This is a genomic window from Alteromonas sp. DYW1, assembly GCF_059752595.1.
Map to the genome: position 1 here is coordinate 199,195 of NZ_CM186038.1, position 21,737 is coordinate 220,931.

The following is a 21,737-nucleotide window of genomic DNA, read 5'->3' on the forward strand; positions in this document are numbered from 1 at the left end:
GGATCCAGGCCTTTGATGACCGACTGATCATGGCGCTTTAAAATTTAGAAAAATATTTGCCGTAAGCCGGCCAGTATTCGGGTTCTCATTGATATCTGTAGCGGGATTAATCATTCCCGAGTGCAACAAGTTGCCAGGGTAGATGGCTAATCGATTGGGTGCATATGGGATCTCGCCAATTTTCTTAAATTGTGTATTTGAATCGTTAATATAGCGTCCTTCTGGTGTGCCATGCTGTTCGAAATGCGCACTGACAGCTGACAAATATTGATTAACATTTTCTTCAGTAACGCGTTCGATTGCGGTCGGGGCATGTTGGAATAGTGCTGTACCGCCGTGTGCACTTGGATTCAAATAGTGCAACAGGGCGAATCGATAGGGATCAGTACCATCGAAGTGCGGAATTTGCTGTTCTAGTGTCAAATCTTCTGGTTTACGGGTTACCAAAGAATAGTAGCTATCAAAAAACTCTACTGCGTAATTAGCGGGAATGGCATAAATCTTCCGTAGTACCGGTATTAACGCCTGAGCGACATTGATTACGTAATCATCGGGTAGTTTTGCGCGGACCCCGGGATAATAGGTCGAGGCGTGCTCAAAGCTTCGCGTATTTACGGAGTTGAGCAGTGAGCGAGCCTGATCGTCGAGAAAATTGTCGAGAATAAAAACGGGTGTTTTTTGCTCTCCAACTTGACTTAGATAAGGGGTTGCCGCTCGATTGATAGGGTATTGCATAAACCTTTCACTTTCTCGTTGTGGCACATCGGAGTGCCACGTAAATTACCCCAGTGAGGGGTAGCTATTGACTCTTAGTTGGGCCATAGACTAAGTTAATGTGCGCTTCAATTGAAGCACATCAAAATAATTCGCTAACCTCAATAGCTCTGCATATCATCAAAAAAGGGAATCTGTAATATGTCGCCTGCCAAGAAATTTGCCTTTACTTTTATTGCAGTGGTAGGCATCCCAGCATTATTTTTTGTGTTGCTTGAAGGGGGGTTGCGGATAGTCGGGTTTGGTACACATTATAGTTATTTTAATCACATTGAAATCAATGGTGAGCCGTATTTACAAGACAATAAATCCTTCGCCAATCAATTTTACCCACCGTCCCTAGGCGTTGCGCCACTGAATAATACATTAACGCCGACGCCCGCAGATAATACTGTCAGAGTATACGTTTTAGGCGGTTCTGCAGCACAAGGATTTCCGCACGTAAATCATGGGCTCGACCGGCACTTAACGGCGCATTTACAAGCGGCACTCCCAAATAAAAAAATCGAGATCATTAATACCGCGATGACGTCGGTGAACTCGCATGTGGTGTACGAGGTTGCCCGCACATTGCCGGCGAACTCTGCTGATTATGCAGTAGTGCTAATGGGTAACAATGAAGTCGTCGGTCCCTATGGCCCGAGTACCTTTAGTCAAAACTTCTTGTCCAGCCTATCGCTGATCCGGTCACTGCAAGCATTGAAACGAACCCGCATCTGGCAAGTAGCAGAAAACCTTGTCCAAGGTGTTCAGCAGGCATCGGGCGAAGAAGAGTTGGAATGGCAGGGTATGCAAATGTTTTCAGGGTTTAGCGTATCGCATGATGATCCGCGACTAGACTCAGTGTACAGCCACTACGAAAGTAATTTGCGCGATATAGTGACCTTGTTACAACGCAAAAACATGCATGTCATTGTGTCTACGGTACCGGTGAATTTGCGTCATTCAGCGCCGTTTGGTTCAGCGCACAAACAAGAGTTTTCGGCCACACAGAAGGTGCAATGGGAGCGGCTTTATGAACAAGCGCTGGCGGCGTTTGAACAGCAGGACTGGACGCATGCCGAACAGCGCTATCGTGAGTTACTGGTGATTGATCCAGAATACGCGGAAAGTCATTTTCAGCTAGCTTCTGTACTTGAAGCTCGTGGTGACTTTTTAGCTGCACGCGAACATTATCAAGCGGCTTTACACTATGATACCAAGCGGTTTCGTACGACGGCTGTGATGAACGACATTGTACGCAAAGTAGCGGAGGATATGGCGGGTGATCAGCTCACCTTTATTGATAATGTAGCAGTATTTGATACTGCGAGTGCGCCTAACGCGCCAGGCTGGGACTTACTGCATGAGCATGTGCATTTTGATTTTGCGGGTAATTATGTGTTGGCGCGCGGGTTTGCCCAAGCGATTGCAGAAGATGTCCTGCCTGAAATCAATTACACACCCATCAGTGCTGAGCGCGCGGCAGCTTTGATTGGTTTTCCCAATCACGAAACCATTCAGGTGATGAATCGTTTGCTGGGCATGGTGCAAAAAGCGCCGTTTTCTGAACAAGTTAATTTCGCAGATTTAGTGGCTGCGACAACCGCCCGCCGAGATGCAGTTATTGCTGAAGTGGGCACTCCTGCGGAGGTTGTTGCAAGGCGTCAACCGCTCGTTGAAAGTGGTAAAGCTGACTGGAAAATCCATTACGAATTGGCTGAGCTGAATCGGTTTTTGCGCAACAATGAAGCGAGCTACTACCACCTTAAACAAGTGGTTGAGCAATATCCCCACAATCATGAAAGTTATATCAAATTAGCTGAGTATTTATCCTCAAAAGGCGAACTTCAGCAGGCAAATCAGTATTTATTGTCAAGTCTGAATTACGCCAGAAGCGATGCGACCAAGGAGACTCAAGCCCTTGGCTGGATCGGTTTGAACTATATGAAATTAAACGATTACGCCGAAGGTAAACGTTATCTTGACCGTGTAATTGATGATTATTCAGCGCAGATTGGTGCCACCATCCGGGCCTATGGGTTGGTAATAAAGTATGCGCAAGAGAACCAACGTAGGGATGATTTTCATAGTTACCTTGCAGCCGTTAAGCGTTATGCAAAAATGTTAATTGCTGAAGAACGCGTAGAGGAGTTTCCGTTACTTTACCGACGCATGGCGCAAATTATGACGCTAGCAGGCGACTCAATAGAAGCCCAGCGTTGGCAATCCATGCAAGTGGAATAAAAATCAAAATCAGAATGTTAGAAAAAACTGACAGGGTTCACTTTCCATGTTAGTTTTTTGTTAGCAAATACGCGGTGTCTGACATTATTCCGCTTTACCGCTCGCCCAAACCAACTCACCGCAACCCGCTTCTGTTTGCCGCAATCCTATGCGAAGTTAAAATATGAAATAACTTTATAACAAACTGATAACAAACGGAATCGGGGACACACGTCTATGCAATACAAGAATCGTCTAAAAAGCCCTGTCGCGCGGGGAGTTTCACTTGCCTTAGGCGTGAGTTTAATGGCACCTGTCTATGCGCAAGATGCGACTGATGGCGCAAATGCAGAAGAGCCAGATTATGAAGTCATTCAGGTTTCAGGTATTCGCAGCAGCTTGATCCGCGCTATGGACACCAAGCGCGAATCATCAGGGGTTGTGGATGCCATTAACGCTGAAGACATTGGTAAATTTCCAGACACTAACTTAGCCGAATCGCTACAACGGATCACCGGTGTTTCGATTGACCGGCAGAACGGTGAAGGTTCGCGTGTAACAGTGCGTGGATTTGGCGCCGACTTTAACTTGGTCACCTTAAATGGTCGTCAGTTGCCAACAAACTCTGGACTTGGCCGTTCTTTTGATTTTGGTGATTTGGCGTCAGAGAGTGTCTCAGGCGTTGAAATCTACAAAACCGGTAAAGCTTTTGTTCCAACCGGTGGTATCGGTGCAACCATTAATATCTTAACGGCTAAACCACTGCAAAATCCGGGCATGAACGCCAGCTTTGGTTTAAAGGCGGTTAATGACACGTCAACCATTACTGGTGATGCGTTTACTCCAGAGTTTTCGGGTATTTATAGCAACACCTTCTTTGACGATACCTTCGGTGTTGCTTTAACCGGCAGTGTGCAAGAACGTAACAACGGGGCGCAATCTGCGACAACTAACTTCTTCGCTGAGGTTGACGGTTCGACCATCCGTGATGGTGTCAGTTTAGACGGCACTGCGCCAACGGCTGGCGATATCGTTGGGATTCCGCGTAACATTGTTTATCAGTTAAGTGAAATTGAACGTACAAGAACCAACGCACAATTGACATTGCAATACCGACCAATGGACGAGTTAACTGTCACGTTGGACTATACCTATGCTGAGCAAGAGGTATCGAACAACTTCAATGATGTATCCTACTGGGTTGCACAGGTGCCTGATCAAGTATTGTGGTCGGAAGGGCCTATTGTATCGCCGTTGGTTTATACCGAAGTGAACCGTGAGCCTGACTTCCCGCATGCTGCGGGTGGTGGTGCATCGCGTAACGAATTAAACTCTATTGGTATCAACTTTGAGTGGACAGTCAGCGACGAACTGGAACTGACGCTGGACTATCATGACTCAGAGTCCATGCGTGAACCGGATGACCTGATCCGAGGAACCAACTCATTCCTAACGGTTGCAGGCTTGCGTGGCCGTAGTCGTGCTTCGACCACGATCGATTACCGTGGCGATATCCCGGTAACCACAACGACAGCTAATGACCCACTATCGCCGGATGATATGCGGTTGACCGGCAGCGTCTATAACAATGAATGGGCGAAAATGAACATTGAGCAAACGCAGCTCTCAGGTCAATATTATCTGGATGAATACCAAACTATCGACTTTGGCGTTGGCTTAAATAAAGTTGCAAACTTTGAGGCAACCAGTCAGGTGCAGCGGAATACCTGGGGTGAGCCACAGGCGAGTGCGCTAGGCTCGATGGCTGACTTAATGACGCCGGCAAGCCTAGAAGGTGTTTTTGACTCCTTCAGCGCGGGTGACCAAATTACCAATAATTTCTTCCTCTTTGATTACACTGAAGTGGCTGCACGTGCTGTTTTCTTGGAATCATTGGACCCAAGCAATCCGCTTTACCTAGCGCCTGCTTTAGCGGCTGATGGCTCGTTATTAGCGGGTTCTTGTGGTAACGCATTCTGCCCTGACTTTAACCAAGGCTTTGGTAATAACTTTGAAGAAGAAACTGTATCCGCGTACGTGCAGTATAAACTTGAGGGTGACTGGGGTGATTATCCTTACCGCCTCTTACTTGGCTTGCGTTATGAAGAAACTGATGTTTTCTCAAGTGCAGCCTCGCGTAATTACACGCGTGTAGACTGGGTTGCAGCCACAGAGTGGATCGCACAGGATGACGGTACTGAGGTGCCATCTTCCTTGACCGCGAAATACGATAATTGGTTACCCAGTTTAGATATCGATGTAGACATCAATTACGATATGAAGGTGCGTTATTCCTATAGCACTACGATTGCCCGTGCAGGGTATGGTGATTTGCGCGGTAATTTAAATATTGCCAACTTTATTCAGTACAACTCGTCAGGGCTCTATCGGGCAACCGGTAGTATCGGTAACCCAGGACTGTTGCCATACGAGTCAGAAAACCATGATTTGTCATACGAGTGGTATTATGACGAGGCGAGCTACTTCTCAATTGGTTACTTTAATAAAACGGTATCAAACTTCATCGCTTCTACCATTCGTGAAGATGTACCTATCTTTCCTGACTTAGCCTTCCCAGGTTTTGGACCTCTATTTGAAGAGGCTGTTGCTGCGTTAGGTGGTACACCATCAAACCAAGAAATCCGTGACTGGATTTTTGAAAACCGTCCGAATGCACCGGGCGTGCAGCTCGATGGTAATGGTGGCGGTACGATTACGGGTGTCGTGGGTCGTGATGGTCCTGCGGTATTTGATTTGGATACGCGGATCAACAGTGATCAAGAGTTAACAATTGATGGTTGGGAAATCGCGGTTCAGCATGATTTCGAAGATACCGGCTTTGGTTTCATCGCGAATGCGACCATAGCAAATTCTGACCGTGAGTTTAACCGTTTACTTAACGAAGCGCAGTTTGCTTTACCTGGTTTGAGTGATACACGTAACTTAATCTTGTATTACGATAAGCATGGTATTCAAGTGCGTCTAGCCTACAACTGGCGTGATGAGTGGTTATCTTTCGCAGGTGGCCGTCAGCCAGGGTATGTTGATGAATATGAGCAATGGGATCTTAACGCCAGTTATGACTTTGATAATGGCTTAGTGGTTGCCTTTGAAGTGATTAACTTAACGGACGAAACTACGCGTGGTTACGCTCGTGATTACCTGCAAGTTGCAGGTGTCACACAAACCGGTCCACGGTATAACATTGGATTCCGTTATACGTTCTAGCGTTAACGTTCAATAAGCCATAAACTCACCAGAGCATTGCTGCTTTGGTGAGTTTTTTAAATTTAGGGCCTATGGATTCTGCAATTAAAGAGATAGTCATTGTCGGGGGAGGCACCGCCGGCTGGTTGACCGCTGCTGTATTAGCTGCGCAGTTTGATACTCGATCCCATTTCAAGATTAGTTTGATCGAATCACCCAATATTAAAACCATTGGCGTAGGCGAGGGCACCTGGCCAACCATGGCTGCAACCTTACGCCGCATCGGCCTATCTGAAGCACAATTTATCAGCGAGTGCGACGCCAGCTTTAAACAAGGCTCTCGCTTTATCAACTGGCTACATGGCAAGGGAGAAAGCTATTGCCACCCCTTTTCATTACCTATTGGTTATAGGGACATTAATATTGTTGAGCATTGGTTAGAATCTGATGGAACGCTGCCCTTCGACGAATTCGCTACCGCGCAAACTGCAGTGTGTAATCAACATCTTGCCCCTAAGCAGCCGAGTACCCCTGAATATGCGAATGTGGTCAACTATGGCTATCACTTAAATGCAGGGAAGTTCGCGAAATTACTACAAACTCATGCGGTTAATCATCTCGGCGTTAAACATATTGCGGCAGATGTCGTCGGGGTAAGCGTAAATGCTCAAGAATCTATCTCAGCAGTTACGCTAGATGACGGTAGGTTAGTATCCGGCGATCTATTTATCGATTGCACGGGTTTCAAACGTTTGTTGATTGGGCAAACGTTGGGTGTACCTTTTAAAAGTCAGAAATCAGTACTGTTCAATGATCGCGCAATCGCGTTTCAGGTGCCCTATGCCAATGAAGGCGCACCGATTAATTCCACTACGCACGCCACAGCCCACCCGAATGGCTGGATTTGGGATATAGCGCTGCCAACACGTAAAGGTATCGGTTTAGTGTATGCGTCAGACTATGCTGATCGGCAGTACGCCTTTGATACTGTGGAAAAGTATATTAATGAACACATGCCACACATCCCATTTACGGACTTAACCGCTAATGAAATAACCCTCGATCCAGGCCATCTAGAAACCTTCTGGAAGGGCAATTGTATAGCGATTGGCTTGTCCTCGGGCTTCATCGACCCGCTCGAGGCGACAGCAATGGTACTGATCGAATTCTCCGCTAATTTTCTCCGCGACCATTTGCCTTTGGATAAAGCTAACCTTGATGTAGTGGCGACGAAGTTCAATCAACGCATGGATCTGCATTGGCGTAACATCATTGATTTTATCAAGCTTCATTATGTGTTGTCGCAACGCACAGACAGTGACTATTGGTTAAATCATCGCGATCCGAGTACCATACCGTTATCGCTCCAGCGTGCATTATCAATGTGGCAAACACGCGCGCCATGGCATGCAGACGTAGAAGTTGCTGAATCTATGTTTCCGCCGGCGAGTTATCAGTACATACTGTACGGGATGGGATTCAAGACCAACCATTCCCTCGCGTCGAAACGTCTAGCCGATCGAGAGCGAGCTTACGTTGCTAGTTTATTAACAAAGAAACAAACTGAATTACAAAAATTAACCCAGCATTTGCCAACGAATCGACAACTGCTTCGGGATATTAAACTCAGTTGGACTAACAGGTTGTCATAATGTCGAATTTTGAAATGTTAAATAATGTCGCCCATGCTGACATAAAGATTAATCTTGCTCGTGCCCCAGAGCTCGGTGACGATGTTATGTTTTGCATGACATACCCTTTCGAGTTTCGGCTGGTTTTGGCGCACTATCCGATCTTGATGTATCGCGATAGAGAAGCCAATACCACCTTTCCGGTAGCCTTATTTGGTTTTGAAGAAGGTGAAAACTTATTTTTGTCAGCCAATGGATGGGATGCTCGTTATATTCCGATTATAGTGCAGCGCCAACCCTTTTCGATTGGCTTTCAGCAGGTAAAGGGCAGTGCAGAAAAGCAGCAGGTGATCACCTTTAATCCTGCGCACCCCAGAGTCAACACATCAGTAGGTGAAGCCGTATTCAATGCGCAAGGGGGCTATACACCTTACCTTGAGAAAGTCATTAAAATGCTAGAGTCAATTGATACCGGCCACGCGCAAAATCAATTATTAGCTGCGGCACTAGATAAATACGATTTGTTAGAAGAGAGTACCATCGCGATCACCCTAAACGATGGAACCAGCTATGAGCTAGTCGGATTTAGCACCATTGCCGATGATAAATTTGAGGCACTATCGGCCGAGGCTCTGCACGATCTCAACGAGAAAAAGTTGTTGTTGCCGATCACCATGATGATGGCATCGATGTCTAACCTTGGTAATCTGGTGGATATGCGCAACCGTAAATTAGGCCATTAATTACAGAATAATGCAGCCAGCCTTCGCCACGCCAATCGCCGACGTTCAATGTACTTCGCAAGATGTGCCAGACGATGTTTATGGTGCGGATTCCCCCGTGGTTTTACGCGGACTGGTCGCTGACTGGCCCGTAGTAAAAGCCGCGCAAACCTCTGACCAAGCGTTCGTTAACTATTTAACCTCATTTTATAATGGCAAGCCCGTCAATGCCTTTATGGCTCAGCCGGAGGCGCAAGGGCGGATTTTTTATAACGCGGCCCTGGATGGTTTTAATTTTGTGCAATCCCAAGTCTATCTTGATGATGCACTTAACAAGATAGCTGAAATTGCAGGGCATGATAATCAGCCCACATACTATGTTGGGTCTTTGGAAACGCGCGAGCATTTGCCTGCTTTTGGTTCGAAAAACCCGCTTTCTTTGAAGGTAGAGCAAGTTCGCGAGGCAATCTGGTTGGGTAATCAATCGGTAGTCGCCCCCCATTTTGACTTCCCTGCGAATATTGCTTGTTGTATTGCGGGAAGGCGACGATTCACGTTATTTCCGCCAGAACAAACTGAAAATATGTATATTGGCCCGCTGGATTTTACTCCTGCCGGCCAACCTATCAGTATGGTCGACATTCGTGATCCAGATTTGGCTCAATACCCACGTTTTCAGCAGGCTATGGCCGCGGCACAAACGGCGGAATTACAGCCTGGAGATGCGATTTATATTCCGAGTATGTGGTGGCATTCGGTACAGAGCATGAGTGCAGTGAATGGGCTAGTTAACTATTGGTGGCGAGAGACGCCCGCGTATTTGGGGCAGCCCAACCAAGCTTTATTACATGCGCTGCTTAGTATTAAGCATTTACCCAAATCACAGCGCCGTGCGTGGCAAACATTATTTAATCACTTTGTCTTTGAACAGCCCGACGATATGTTCGACCATCTGCCAACCCGCAGCAAACAACAACAGTCGCACATAACAGAAACGGCAGCGCGTAAAATCAAGGCATTGCTGATCAACAACCTTAAGTAATTGGATTGAACGTGATGGTGAACGGAAAAATGGTTAATAAAATTGTAGTTGCAGGTGGTGGCACCGCTGGATGGATGGCCGCCGCAACCATTTCGGCAACCATTGGGCGCAGGCTGGAAGTCACTCTCATTGAATCTGATGACATTCCTACCGTCGGTGTGGGTGAAGCCACGGTACCCTCGCTGCTGACCATTCATCAATTGCTTAAGATCCATGAAGCGGACTTTCTCAAGGCGACAAACGCCACCTATAAACTTGGGATCATGTTCGAAGACTGGACCCGCAAAGGACACAAGTATTTTCACTCCTTTGGCAAGTCAGGTATGTCATGCTGGGCTGCTGGTTTTCACCATTTTTGGGTGCGCGCTCAACAGCAAAAAATGGCGCAGGACTATGCCGCTTATAGTCTTGAAACCATGGCGGCAGAGCGCGGTAAGTTTGCCCATATGCAAGATCCTAACTTGAATTATGCCTACCATTTAGATTCGGCGAAATATGGCCAGTATTTGCGCACAATAGCTGAAAAGCACGGCGTAAAGCGGATTGAAGGTAAGATCGATCAGGTGAATTTGGAGCCTAAGACGGGTCATATTGAGTCGATTACCCTTACTTCAGGCCAACGTGTCGATGGTGATTTGTTCATTGATTGTACGGGTTTTCGTTCTCTTCTATTAGGGCAGGCCTTAGGTGTTGGTTACAATGATTGGAGTGAAACACTGCCAGCAAATGCAGCCTACGCAGTGCAAACGGAGTCACATCGTCCGGCAGTGCCATTTACCCGTTCTATCGCGTTAGATGCTGGCTGGCGCTGGCAAATTCCATTGCAAAACCGGGTGGGCAATGGCGTAGTTTTCTCCACCGAATTCAAAAGTGAACAAAGTGCGCTGGATGATTTGCTCCAAGGGATCGATGGCGAGCCAATCAACGAACCTCGCTTGATCCGGTTTACCACCGGACAACGCAAGGAGTTTTGGCATAAAAACTGTGTTTCCGTGGGTCTATCCAGTGGTTTCATTGAGCCATTAGAATCCACCAGTATTCATCTTATCCAACAAGCCATTATTTGGTTGATCAGTTTATTCCCGACCGAGGGTATCGATCAAAATCTGATCAACCGTTTTAACCAGCAAATGACCATTGAAACCGAGACGATCCGGGATTTCATCGTGCTGCATTATCACCTGCAAGAACGTGATGATCATGAATTTTGGCGCTACTTACGCGAAATGAAGGTGTCTGACCGTTTGCAGCAAATCATGGACTTGTTTCACAACAACGGCACCATCATTGAAGAGCAAGACGATTTGTTTGCAGAAAACTCTTGGGTGCAAGTGATGATGGGGCAAGGCTTACTACCTAAGCAATATCATCCGATTGTCGATATGATGAGTGATCGTGACTTACATATGTTTATGCGGCAGCAAGAAAATGTTGTTCAGCAAAAACTTTCAGGTCTGCCGTTACATACCCAATTTATTCAGCATTTTCTCAATCAGCGTTAAGTCCAATTCTACTATGTCAGTGCGGCGATATTGGGCACGTTATTGCTGAATATTACGCACTGTCAGTTCATTGTTGAAGCGCAGGCTTGGCTGACAATGGCCAATTTTATGGGGTGGATAAACCTCTTTTCTATGAATTTAACCGCACCCCTAAGCGTCATAAATGTTACAAGATATTAATAGTTGAGTCGTTGGTCTGCGTGAACTTGTACTTCGTCTCAAAGCCCTGTTTTAAGCGGTTCAGGCAGTTCTTTTATTGCATTTCACTCTCTAAACTATGGGCAGTTTAATCAAAAATTGTCTTGCTAATGAACCTAACTCGAACCTCGCTAAAAAGTCCCGCCAGTGTTTTGGTGATACTCACGTTAGTCGTGTTGTTCGGTGCTTTGAGTATTTTCAAATTACCCATTCAGCTAACACCGACGATAGAACAACCGCAAATCACTATCTTTTCAGGGTGGCGACAAGCAGCACCAGAGGAAATCGAGTCGGTGATCATTGAACCGCTTGAGAATGCTGTAAAAAACACGCCTGGTGCATTAGAAGTCAATACACAAATAAACCGCGGCAGTGGCGTGATCAATCTGACATTTGCCGTTGGCGCAGACATGCAGCAAGCCATGCTAGACGTGCTAACCAGCCTCAATCAAGCCCCCCCTTTGCCATTGGACGCATTTGACCCGATCGTAACTGCGGGTGGTGGAAATCCTGGTGCGGGTGGCGGTGGAGTAGCGGCTGCATCACTGTTGATCGTGCCGACAACAGATATCGACACGCTGGATATGGCACAATACCAAAAGGCCATTGATGACATCGTTCAGCCTCGCTTGGCCAGAGTGCCTGGGGTGGCTAACGTTAACATGGCAAGTCAGAGACCACGCGAGCTGCGGGTAACATTTGACCCCTATAAAGCCGCATCCTTGGGCATCTCTATTGGCCAGATTGCGAATACGTTATCCACCGCTACTGATGTATCCGGCGGGGTAGCTGATGTTGGGCGACGTCAATACACCGTGCGCTTCACGGGTAAATACTCGCCAGAAAATATTGCTGATATGCGCGTAGGGTATAGTGAGAATCGCCCCATTTATTTGCGCGATATCGCGACGGTAGAGAACACCTTGTCTGATCGCTTTGGTATGACGCTAAGAAATGGTAAGTCGGCGTATTACATTACCATTGCCAGAACAAATGACTCGAATACCGTAGCGGTGTTAGATGGTATTAATCAGGCAATAAAAGAGTTGAATGAAGGCGCGCTAGCGAATGAAGGTTTAGCCATTGAGCTGAGTTATGACGCTTCTGTGCATATTCGTAATGCACTGGATCTGGTGAAAAGTAATTTGGGCCTCGGTGTGGCCTTAGCCTTGGGTATTCTTTACTTATTCTTCAGAGGCGTTGGGCCTACATTAGTGATTGCCTGCACCATTCCCGTTTCGCTGATGGTTGCTTTTCTTGCGTTGAGTTTGTTTGAACGTTCGTTGAATGTGGTATCGCTAGCTGGCTTGGCATTTTCCGTAGGCCTAGTATTGGATGCCGCTATTATCGTGCAGGAAAATATATCGCGGCTGCGTAGTGAAGGGTTTGATGACAAGAAAGCCGTTTTAAAAGGCGCTACGCAGGTCAGCGGAGCCCTATTCGCATCAACCGCAACAAGCGTTGCGATATTCCTTCCCATTTTGTTTATGGCGGGGATTGAGGGGCAATTATTTTCGGATCTGGCACTGACCTTGGCTATATCCGTTATTGCTTCCTTTGTATCAGCGATTACCGTCATTCCTATCGCCAGTAAGTATCTGCTGAAAAGCCACAGTGTGGCTGACCCCTTCTCGAATTATTGGCAACGGTTAACTCGATTAGTTATGAGTTTAACCAATGCACGCTGGAAGCAGTGGAGCTGGGTCAGTGGCTTGCTCGCAGGCTCCGCGTTGGTCACCTTATTATTTTTACCGCAAACCGACTTTATGCCCCGCGCGCCAACTGATGGCTTCTTCTATAGCATTATCACGCCGCCGGGAGGCAACTTGGGCTACATGGAAGAGGAAGTGGCGAGTCGCGTGAAAGAGCGCTTAATGCCCTATTACAAGGGGGAAAAGCTGCCCAAAATTAAAGATTTCAATTTTTATGCCTTTGGTTCGAACGCCGGTGGCTTTATCTATTCAGATGATCCCACTCGTGTGGAAGAATTAATGGATGTAGCGCGCAACGAGGTATTTGCCGGTTTACCTGATACCCAGGTGTTTTTATTCCGTGGCTCGATGATCCGGGTTAACAATGGTGGCGATGGGCGCACACTCAGTATTGATTTGGTGGGTTCTGATCTTGAAGCACTTATCGATGTGGCGCGCGTGGGGTTAGGTAAAGTGAATGAAGTGATGCCCGGTGCAATGGCGAGGCCGCAGCCCTCATTGGATATGGCTGAACCTGAATTACGCTTAAATCCAGACGATCGCAGAATTACTCAAGCAGGGTTAAATAGGCGCGATGTTGCACGCGCTGTACAAGCCTTTACCAGTGGTATGTTTGTCAGTGAATATTTTGACGGCAACGAGCGCATGAATGTCATCTTACGTTCCCAGCAATGGCAAACCCCGGAGCAGCTTGCTGAACTTCCTATTTACACACAGGATGCGGGCATCCAAACGATCGGTGAACTTACCGATATTCAACGCACCGTAGGGCCGGCTCAGTTGCGCCGTGTGAATGGTAAACGGACCATTTCCATCGACGTCACGCCCCCCGCCGATATGAGTTTGCAACAAGCCCAACAAATATTGGCAACACAGGTACTGCCAGACATCAAGGCTATGTTACCAAGCGACGCAAGCGTTATTTTAGGTGGCAATGCGGAACAAATGGATTCGGCGATAGAAGAAATGACAATGAATTTCTTCTTGGCGCTATTTATTTTGTTTTTGCTGATGACGGCACTGTTTAAATCGGCCAAAGATAGTCTGTTGGTATTGCTGATTATGCCCCTCGCCATCGGTGGCGGTGTGTTGGCGCTGGCGTTCTTGAATTTGTTTACCTTCCAGTCACTCGATCTTCTCACCATGATTGGCTTTATTATTTTATTAGGTCTAGTGGTCAATAATGCCATCTTGCTTGTTGATCAAACGCGTACCGCAGAAAGAGCAGGCTTGAGCCGCTCTGAAGCCGTTGAACAGGCAGTGAGGATCCGTGCACGTCCTGTGTATTTGAGTACATTAACCAGTTTATTTGGCATGTTGCCACTGATGGTCATGCCCGGTGTTGGTTCTGAAATTTATCGCGGACTTGCCACTGTGATTGTCGGGGGAATGGCTGTGAGTGCGGTGTTCACGCTTATTTTAATGCCCAGTCTGCTGTTATTGGGTAACAAAAAACAATCCGCTCACCAAGAATCAAGTGCAGGTTCAGTCTTTACTGTACATGCCTCTAGCGCAACGAATTAACGGGAATATCGTAATGAGTAAGTTTACCTATGTAATGGCTGGTGCAGTATTTTTGGCTCAATTCTCGGTCAATGTATTTGCCCAAGACATCAAAGTGCCGGTCAAAGTCGAAACCGTTCAGCAAGCCCCTCTCACCACCAATGTGAAGGTGCATGGTACGGTATTTGGTCACAACGATGTGGACCTGACCGCAGGGGCTGCCGGGCAATTGATATTTGTCGCTGAGCCTGGTCAGTTTGTGGAAAAGGGCGAGGTTATCGCGCAGATAGACAGGTTACCTGTTCAGCTCCAGCATGCTGAGCAAGAAGCCTTGATCCGTCGTGCTGAGTTGAATGTTAAGTTCCAGCAAAAAGAACTATCACGCTTGATGTCGCTGGCCAGAACCGATGCGGCCGCGCAAAGTCAAATCGATTCAACGCAGAATCAATTGGATATGGCTAAGTCAGACATTGAGCTGGCGAAAATTCGTTTACAACAATTGGCGGATAGACTTGAAAGGACAACGGTTAGAGCACCCTTTGATGGTGTGGTCAGTACTCGTTATCAACTTTCTGGTCGAGAGGTTAGTCGAGCCGAGCCCTTAGTGAGATTTTTAGATATTGATAATCTGGAAGTACAGCTTTATGTACCGATCAAATATTTACCGTTTGTTGCGCTGGGCCAAACAATGTCGATTGCCAGTGATGAGTTCACGCATATACAACAATCTCAGGCATTGATTTCGGCAGTTATTCCCGCCACTGATGCACGTTCACAAACCTTTGAAATTCGCGCCAAGATCGAGTTGGATGAGCGAACTCAATGGGCCAGTGGTCAGCTCGTTGATGTTGTGTTACCCGTAACCAAAGTTGGCGAGGTAACACTTATCAACCGAGATGCATTAATCATCCGACGTGAAGGCACCCATGTGGTGAAAATTGACAGCGAAAATAAGGCTCACCATATCCCGGTGCGTGTAGGAAAAGGCGAAGGTCAGTGGGTCGAAGTTAGCCCTGCAGAAGAGGGCAAGATATTAGAGGCGGGAGATAAAATTGCGGTTCGCGGGGCGGAACGTCTCACTGAAGGGCAAGAAGTGACCATTCAAAGTGTGTCGTGATCATTCATAGCAGAACGTGCGATCAAATTAAGGAAGTATCATGCAAGCAAAAACAAAAAAAATAATGGCCTACGTAGCCGCTTTTCTTTTAATTGGAAGTTTAGGGTTTTATGCGTCGATGGAAGACTACCAAAAAGAGAATATGTCTAAGTTTATTAGCCAAGCGTTTTCTTAGAGACAAAGTCGGTAGCGATTGGAGTTCAATCGCTACCAGTTCCAGCGACGATCTATAGCCATTACATGCAATAACAACTTCAATCTTTGCTGTGTTATCAAAACATGTAGGCAAGCTTAAATCCCGGTAACCTAGTCTAAATATTGTTTGAACAGTTGTGCTTCTGTTTTGAGCGAATAGCGGATCGTCACCACAGCCAAGGCGATGGTCTGCTGAAGACGATGAGCGGACTATCTTGATTGCACCTGCTTGCACCAATTGTGGCATGTCGCAGTGGGTTCTAAAAGATTTTCGCTGACCGGTAAGACCGCTTGCCACCATTCAGGATTTTTGAAATTGCTAGGGCTTATTGTCTGAAAAAGGTATTAAAAAGAAAGCCTGGTACGTGCTGGGGGATTATAATGACAAATAGCAGTAGGAGAACGCTGCATATCATCGCTTAAGCCTTAACTTTTTGGTTAAGGCTATTTTGGCTATTAGTCACTGATAGGTTACTATTTAGACAATGTTATCGACTGAGCTAAGGCGATGGTGGACTAATGCCGCATGCTCAGTCACAAATGAATAAAGGGATTTAAGTTGAACAGATTATTAGTTGCGTCTTTGTCTATTGCCGGGATTTTCTTTTGCCCGTTGAGCCGTGCAGAAACAGCGCTATCTGAGATATCCAAAGTCTGGACGGGTCTGGTTGTTGAGCAAGGGCACGTTAAACGCATAACTCTCCAGCTTGATGCTAGTGCCTTGGCCTCTTCAGCTAACAAAGTACAACCATCTATGCGCCGGGGCGCAAGGAACGGGCAAGACCTAGCGATGCAATTAGGCAGCGGGGAACCGATAGCTGGGAGGGTAATACTCGATGTCGTGGAAATTGATGCTTTTAATACCATACCAGCGCCCGCTACATACCCGCTTACCGGCGAACTTATTCCTAAGCTAAATATGCTCAAAATTCAGTATCAGCCTCACAGGCAACCAGCCGTTATGCTTTTGGGTGCGATAGGCAAAGATAAAGATGAGATATATCTGTTTTTTGGTGGCCCCCAAAGTAGCCAAAAAGCGCCGATTTTGCTGGTGGCTGGTAATACACTGCCTGAATATATGCAGCGTGCTGTAGGGGCTGATGAGGAAGTCGAGGAAGCGAAGCAGCGAGCTATTGAGGCCAAAAACAAAACAGATCTCATTAACCAACAGGTTGAGTCATTCAGAATTCAGGGGCAACAAGCTAGAGCCGAAGGCAACAATGCATTGGTTGCTGAGCTGCGCCAAAAAGTAAATGACTTATTTAGCGAAAGCGCCAAAATTAACGCCGAACAAAATCGATTACGACAAAAGGCAATGGCAGCACAGCAAAAGGCCCAACGTGAGAAACAACAGCAAAAACAAGCTCTGCTAAATCAAATCAACGCGAAAATGCAGAAAGTACAGTCACAAATAGCGCAAGAACGGCAAGCCGGTAATCAGGATGCGGCAAATTTGCTAACTCAACAAATGCAGGTGCTTAGATCGCAACAACAAGACGTTGCCATGGGCCGGCACCCTGTATTGCAGCAAAAAGCCGGTTCGGGCTGTATGCCTTCACTAATCGCCTGGCTAGAAGAGCTCAACAAATACAAGGGAACGTCGGAGCAAAGCATCCAAATCGTTCAACTGATAAATTTGTTCAGGCCATCAGTGTTCAACAATTACTTTGAACAAAGCCTATTAGATATGGATGATGAGTTGCGTGAAGGCTATGTTTACGAATTAGGGCGGGTTTGCTCGCAGCAGAATAACTTATCGGTTAGAAGATCGCACATTAACGTCTTGTCGAGCGGCTTTGGCGAGATACCGCGGGTTTTGCATTACATGAGTGCCGCCATTGGTGGCATGGTGCTCGATGGCGCGGCCGAGTGGCAGGCCTACACACTAAACGAGTTAGCGAAAGCTAATGACTCTTCGGTGTTGAGCGAATTTGAAGTGCAGTCTGTTTATGTTCGCAATGCATTGTGGCCAGTAGAGAAAGCTCAAACTGAAACCAGGTTGGTTGAACAAAAGAATCAGACTAATACTGAATCTAAGGTCGTTAAGTCTGAAGAAAAAACACAGGCTGAGGCAAACCTGGAAGAGCATAAAGGTAAATCGCAGCGAGAAGAGGTTTATGCTGAAATTAATGCGCGCATACAACAGGCTCAAAATGGAGATATGAAGGCACTGATGAGCGCCGCAGAACCGCGGACATTGGCCAGTTGGAATGATCTGAATATAAGAGCCCGGGACGAGATTAGAGATTATATTAATAGTGAACTTCCCGCTTTATTAGCCAATTATTTTTCGATACATATTTTGCCTGCGGATTCCGGCCATGCAACGCCGGAGGAAGCACTTCTTGCCTATAAGAAATGGTTTGAACAACATAAAGATTTGTATGTTGGATTCAGAAATCAACCCGTAGTGAGCAACACTTTTGCCAAGCTGTTTAAAGCGCGGGAGCCCTTTCTTGAGCAAGTCAGCCAGAGTGTTATTGATGAAATCAACAAAATTACCAGTATTGATGAACTAAACCAAATCACTACAGACCTGTTCATACGGCCAGATAAGCAATACTCCTTTACCTGGCAATTAGTTAACGAGGCTAAACAGCGCCGCTTGGCAGAACTTGAAGTTATCGCGTATCGAATAAGGGTAGGAAATGGCCCGTTTAGTGCCGACGATGATGGCGCCGTTTACATTAACGCGCTGTATCGAAACGACATGCAAATTATAGCCGAGGAAGACAAAAAATTTGAGAAGGCAATGCTCGAATTGTCTGAGCCTATGCTCAATTCCGGCATGATCGAACTAGCGTCTCTTTTTGCTGGTCGGGACAGTGAGCCAGAGGCCATGAAGCAAGCTATGCGAGACAGCTTAAAGGGTATTAGCATGAGCACAGCCATGACAGGGTTTTTCATTGTGTCATATGAGCACCTGGCAGCCAAATGCTTAGGCCCAAATCCTATCGACTTTACGCGTACTGAAATATGGGATGAGATAAGCCGAACGATTATGGGGGAAGAGGTGTATCGCAATACATACAGTAAAACGTATCACTATACGATTGCGAGGCGCCATGCCGACATATTCACCCAGCTAGGTAAAGGGACCAGTGCCGGTCACATAGACACGATGGCAAGCATTTATGGCGCTTTTGGTATCATTTCTAAAGATGCACAACAGTCTTTATTTACAATGAGTGATAACTTACGGGGGGTCGCAACGTTTATGCAGCGATATGCCTGCGACAGCAAAGAAATGAAGACCCTTGAGAACGCGTTGACCAGAATGACCCGCGGGCGGTTGGAATAATACCAAATGGATGTGCAATTCGCACCTCTTTATGAGCGGCAAGATAATCTCAAATGGGCCCGCCACGCCCATGCGGCCGCCAACGCACATGTTAATTACCAAGTATTTCACATTGCGGCGTTTACCATCGAGCAGTGCGTGGCCTAACATTTTGGCGTCTGACATGCCATCGTATTCTCATGGATGTTGGAGAGATTACCCTCTCAAGTTTGTTCGTAAATCACCTAAAATGCGGATTTCATTATCAAGCGCGACTTTTCCTTTCCTGCAATCAGATGTGTAATATCTGCAAGCAGTACTGTAAAGGTTTGAAGGATTTGAATCAGCTTTAGCAGAAACAATAGGCGTTTCCCGATTAGCATCAGGACTTCTCATAATAACCGAATCATATTCGTGAAGGTCCACAATACGTAAACAACTGCCGCCCACGACATGAGTTACCAACGGCAGCAAATGGCACTGAGCAGAAGCTAGAAACACCCAATAGAATATGTCACACCAGAGCAAAACAATAATTTGCAAAAATATAGATTAACAAAAAACTATCATACTATAGCGAATTTAAGTTGTTGATTTTATTAAACCCAACTTATCCAATAAATCAAAAAGTATCATACTATTCGAATAAATTGGTGTGGATATCACTCAAATCTGATACAAAAAAGTTTCATACCATTAACCGACTGCTGCTGCATCACTTTAAATATCTCTTGGTTAACTAAATCTTGAAACACATTTTATGGTAAGCCATCAAAAAAGTTTGCAGCCCAAATTATTAGGCAGACTATTTGACTAAGAAACTCAAAGATTTTTTATAAATTTAGCTTAATCCCCTTTCAAAAACTGGTTATTGATAATAAGGCCTTTCACAGAACAACCCTAAGCTTTATTAATCTTCCGTAGGGCATTGAATAAACCAGTTAAGAATATCCATGGCCGTAACAACACCAATCAGCTCTGACTCTCGCGTGACGAACAAACGATGGATATCATGCGTATTATACGCCTCTGAAATGGAGCTTTTCTCGTCTATTGAAAACACTTCGGGGGTCATAATAGAGTTAACGGTGCAGTAATCTGACGCACGAGATTTTGTTCTGTCGATTTCTGATTGCAACACGGTTCCCTGTGGCCCAATGTAGTGTTGAATGATTTTTTCAATCTCTTTTTCATCGGGGCTACTGCCTTCAAATTTCACAACATCAGTTTGTGTCACAACACCTACAAGGGTTTCATCGGATGCAATAACAGGCGCATCAGTTATTTTGTGCTTTGCAAAAAAACTCAGAGAGTTTTTTGATTGACCAGCCTTAATAAGCAGTCAATAAATCTGTACTGGCAATTGCTGCTACGTGGTATTTCTCTAGCAGATCCAGCACTGTTGTACTATCACTCACCATTTTTCCATTCCTTCTTAGTTAAAGGCAGCCACCACAACTACCGCATCGCCAGTCATTTTGATTGACCGCCTGATAAAACCACTCAACATGCTGTTCGTCGAATGGAATGTCGTAACGCTCAAACAGCGGCACAAGCCAGTCCGCTTGCTCCTCAATCCATTCGTGAATCTCTAATCCCTCTGTATATTCTTCATCATCTGGGAATAGCCAACTGAAAATACCGCGTGTACCCATGTGGTTCTCGGCTTTTACCGAAGGCAATTCCAAAAGCTGTTGGTTAAAGCTGATTTCCCAATGCCCCAAACAGAGCGTGTGTCCTTGCGCTGTCCAGCGCGCCGCGAAGGGATTTGTCATCTTTTACCCCACCACTTATTCAAGTCTAAATAACGCTACTGCATTAACATCGAATCATCGAATTCAAACTTGAAACCTTGTATATCTGCTTCGCTGACAAGTCGATGTAAATATTGCGAGAGTGCTTTTCGATGCACTTTATCATTAAGATACTGTTTGATTTTTTCGTTTACCATATCAAAGGAAAGCGGCTTGCCATCTACTTTTCTAGCAACAAGAACAACATGGTAACCATAGCGAGTCTCCACCGGCTGTGGCATCAGCCCCTCATTAGCGGCAAATACCTGGCGTTCAAACTCCTTTACTGTCTGGCCATGTGAGAGCTGGCCTAAGCTGCCGTAAACATCTTTGGAAGGACATGAAGAAAACTGCTTCGCTAACTCACCAAAAGTAGATTCTCCGCCTTGTATCTTGTGAATAAGGCTAACTGCCAAAGCATGAGATTCTGCCCTATGTTGAAGATCCTTCGGGTCTGATGCAATCAGTATGTGACTTGCTTCAATTAACGGGGGTGTTTTGAACGTACCTTTGTTTGCACTGTAATAGCGCTCACATTCCTCCGTTGTTGCTTCCGGAACGTAGACTTCAGAGGCTAACAAGCTATCAATCAACTGACTGTTTTGTTCAATTGCACCTGATTTAGGGTTGAGTGGTATCCCTTTCTCCATCGCTTTTTGCGTAATTAGCTCACCAATAATCAGTGTTTCTGCCGCTTTTACCATCGCTTGTCGGCGTGATTCTGCCGGATGATATTGAACCTCAGCGTCGATCATAGCCGAGCTAATAGTTTTCCCGTTTACTGTAATATCGGGGGTGTTTGTAAGTGACATAGTCAATCCTACTTAAAAAGGAGGCTTCCTTGCCCCAATGAGTG

The 21,737-nt window shown here is 46.0% G+C and carries 14 protein-coding genes and 1 pseudogene; 10 read left to right on the forward strand and 5 right to left on the reverse strand.

Annotation, left to right across the window (positions count from 1 at the left end; translation table 11 throughout):
* Positions 1 to 27: 27 nt before the first annotated feature.
* On the reverse strand, positions 28 to 735 hold the full coding sequence (locus AC121Z_RS00930; RefSeq protein WP_498125886.1) for a DUF6445 family protein: 708 nt from the start codon (positions 733 to 735) through the stop codon (positions 28 to 30).
* 180 nt (positions 736 to 915) lie between these two features.
* Here AC121Z_RS00930 and AC121Z_RS00935 point away from each other — a divergent pair, with 180 nt between their 5' ends.
* The 10 genes from AC121Z_RS00935 to AC121Z_RS00980 all read left to right on the forward strand — a co-directional run bounded on the left by AC121Z_RS00935 (position 916) and on the right by AC121Z_RS00980 (position 19,109).
* Positions 916 to 3,000 carry a tetratricopeptide repeat protein gene (locus AC121Z_RS00935; RefSeq protein WP_498125888.1) on the forward strand — a complete coding sequence of 695 codons (2,085 nt, stop codon included), beginning with the start codon at positions 916 to 918 and terminating at the stop codon, positions 2,998 to 3,000.
* 216 nt (positions 3,001 to 3,216) lie between these two features.
* Positions 3,217 to 6,207 (forward strand): TonB-dependent receptor, encoded by a 2,991-nt coding sequence (locus AC121Z_RS00940; RefSeq protein ID WP_498125890.1) that lies wholly within the window; start codon positions 3,217 to 3,219, stop codon positions 6,205 to 6,207.
* Between the two features lie 71 nt (positions 6,208 to 6,278).
* A complete protein-coding gene (locus tag AC121Z_RS00945; protein WP_498125892.1) occupies positions 6,279 to 7,838 on the forward strand; it encodes a tryptophan halogenase family protein in 1,560 nt (519 codons plus the stop codon).
* Positions 7,838 to 8,560 (forward strand): SapC family protein, encoded by a 723-nt coding sequence (locus AC121Z_RS00950; RefSeq protein WP_498125894.1) that lies wholly within the window; start codon positions 7,838 to 7,840, stop codon positions 8,558 to 8,560. Before AC121Z_RS00945 ends, AC121Z_RS00950 begins: the two co-directional genes overlap by 1 nt.
* A gap of 10 nt (positions 8,561 to 8,570) precedes the next feature.
* Positions 8,571 to 9,581, forward strand: coding sequence for a cupin-like domain-containing protein (locus AC121Z_RS00955; RefSeq protein WP_498125896.1), 1,011 nt, complete (start codon positions 8,571 to 8,573; stop codon positions 9,579 to 9,581).
* Positions 9,582 to 9,610: 29 nt separating this feature from the next.
* Positions 9,611 to 11,083 (forward strand): tryptophan halogenase family protein, encoded by a 1,473-nt coding sequence (locus AC121Z_RS00960; protein ID WP_498125898.1) that lies wholly within the window; start codon positions 9,611 to 9,613, stop codon positions 11,081 to 11,083.
* Between the two features lie 308 nt (positions 11,084 to 11,391).
* A complete protein-coding gene (locus AC121Z_RS00965; RefSeq protein WP_498125900.1) occupies positions 11,392 to 14,517 on the forward strand; it encodes an efflux RND transporter permease subunit in 3,126 nt (1,041 codons plus the stop codon).
* Positions 14,518 to 14,530: 13 nt separating this feature from the next.
* On the forward strand, positions 14,531 to 15,613 hold the full coding sequence (locus AC121Z_RS00970; RefSeq protein ID WP_498125902.1) for an efflux RND transporter periplasmic adaptor subunit: 1,083 nt from the start codon (positions 14,531 to 14,533) through the stop codon (positions 15,611 to 15,613).
* Positions 15,614 to 15,653: 40 nt separating this feature from the next.
* Positions 15,654 to 15,788 carry a hypothetical protein gene (locus AC121Z_RS00975; RefSeq protein WP_498125904.1) on the forward strand — a complete coding sequence of 45 codons (135 nt, stop codon included), beginning with the start codon at positions 15,654 to 15,656 and terminating at the stop codon, positions 15,786 to 15,788.
* 579 nt (positions 15,789 to 16,367) lie between these two features.
* On the forward strand, positions 16,368 to 19,109 hold the full coding sequence (locus AC121Z_RS00980) for a hypothetical protein (RefSeq protein ID WP_498125906.1): 2,742 nt from the start codon (positions 16,368 to 16,370) through the stop codon (positions 19,107 to 19,109).
* 889 nt (positions 19,110 to 19,998) lie between these two features.
* Here AC121Z_RS00980 and AC121Z_RS00985 read toward each other — a convergent pair.
* From AC121Z_RS00985 to AC121Z_RS01000, 4 genes and pseudogenes are all read right to left on the reverse strand, one after another.
* The gene (locus tag AC121Z_RS00985; RefSeq protein ID WP_498125908.1) at positions 19,999 to 20,325 is read right to left on the reverse strand and encodes a CBS domain-containing protein; all 327 of its coding nucleotides are present in this window, start codon (positions 20,323 to 20,325) and stop codon (positions 19,999 to 20,001) included.
* Between the two features lie 15 nt (positions 20,326 to 20,340).
* Positions 20,341 to 20,430, reverse strand: a pseudogene (locus AC121Z_RS00990) (CBS domain-containing protein); the annotation flags it as partial.
* Between the two features lie 97 nt (positions 20,431 to 20,527).
* On the reverse strand, positions 20,528 to 20,863 hold the full coding sequence (locus AC121Z_RS00995) for a PM0253 family protein (protein WP_498125910.1): 336 nt from the start codon (positions 20,861 to 20,863) through the stop codon (positions 20,528 to 20,530).
* A 35-nt stretch (positions 20,864 to 20,898) separates the two neighbouring features.
* Positions 20,899 to 21,693, reverse strand: coding sequence for a peptidylprolyl isomerase (locus tag AC121Z_RS01000; RefSeq protein WP_498125912.1), 795 nt, complete (start codon positions 21,691 to 21,693; stop codon positions 20,899 to 20,901).
* Between the last annotated feature and the right edge of the window lie 44 nt (positions 21,694 to 21,737).

Bases quoted from the DNA above. Each gene is read 5' to 3' on its own strand.
- AC121Z_RS00930 (WP_498125886.1), bottom strand. From the start codon at position 735: ATGCAATACCCTATCAATCGAGCGGCAACCCCTTATCTAAGTCAAGTT.
- AC121Z_RS00935 (WP_498125888.1), top strand. From the start codon at position 916: ATGTCGCCTGCCAAGAAATTTGCCTTTACTTTTATTGCAGTGGTAGGC.
- AC121Z_RS00940 (WP_498125890.1), top strand. From the start codon at position 3,217: ATGCAATACAAGAATCGTCTAAAAAGCCCTGTCGCGCGGGGAGTTTCA.
- AC121Z_RS00945 (WP_498125892.1), top strand. From the start codon at position 6,279: ATGGATTCTGCAATTAAAGAGATAGTCATTGTCGGGGGAGGCACCGCC.
- AC121Z_RS00950 (WP_498125894.1), top strand. From the start codon at position 7,838: ATGTCGAATTTTGAAATGTTAAATAATGTCGCCCATGCTGACATAAAG.
- AC121Z_RS00955 (WP_498125896.1), top strand. From the start codon at position 8,571: ATGCAGCCAGCCTTCGCCACGCCAATCGCCGACGTTCAATGTACTTCG.
- AC121Z_RS00960 (WP_498125898.1), top strand. From the start codon at position 9,611: ATGGTTAATAAAATTGTAGTTGCAGGTGGTGGCACCGCTGGATGGATG.
- AC121Z_RS00965 (WP_498125900.1), top strand. From the start codon at position 11,392: ATGAACCTAACTCGAACCTCGCTAAAAAGTCCCGCCAGTGTTTTGGTG.
- AC121Z_RS00970 (WP_498125902.1), top strand. From the start codon at position 14,531: ATGAGTAAGTTTACCTATGTAATGGCTGGTGCAGTATTTTTGGCTCAA.
- AC121Z_RS00975 (WP_498125904.1), top strand. From the start codon at position 15,654: ATGCAAGCAAAAACAAAAAAAATAATGGCCTACGTAGCCGCTTTTCTT.
- AC121Z_RS00995 (WP_498125910.1), bottom strand. From the start codon at position 20,863: ATGACAAATCCCTTCGCGGCGCGCTGGACAGCGCAAGGACACACGCTC.
- AC121Z_RS01000 (WP_498125912.1), bottom strand. From the start codon at position 21,693: ATGTCACTTACAAACACCCCCGATATTACAGTAAACGGGAAAACTATT.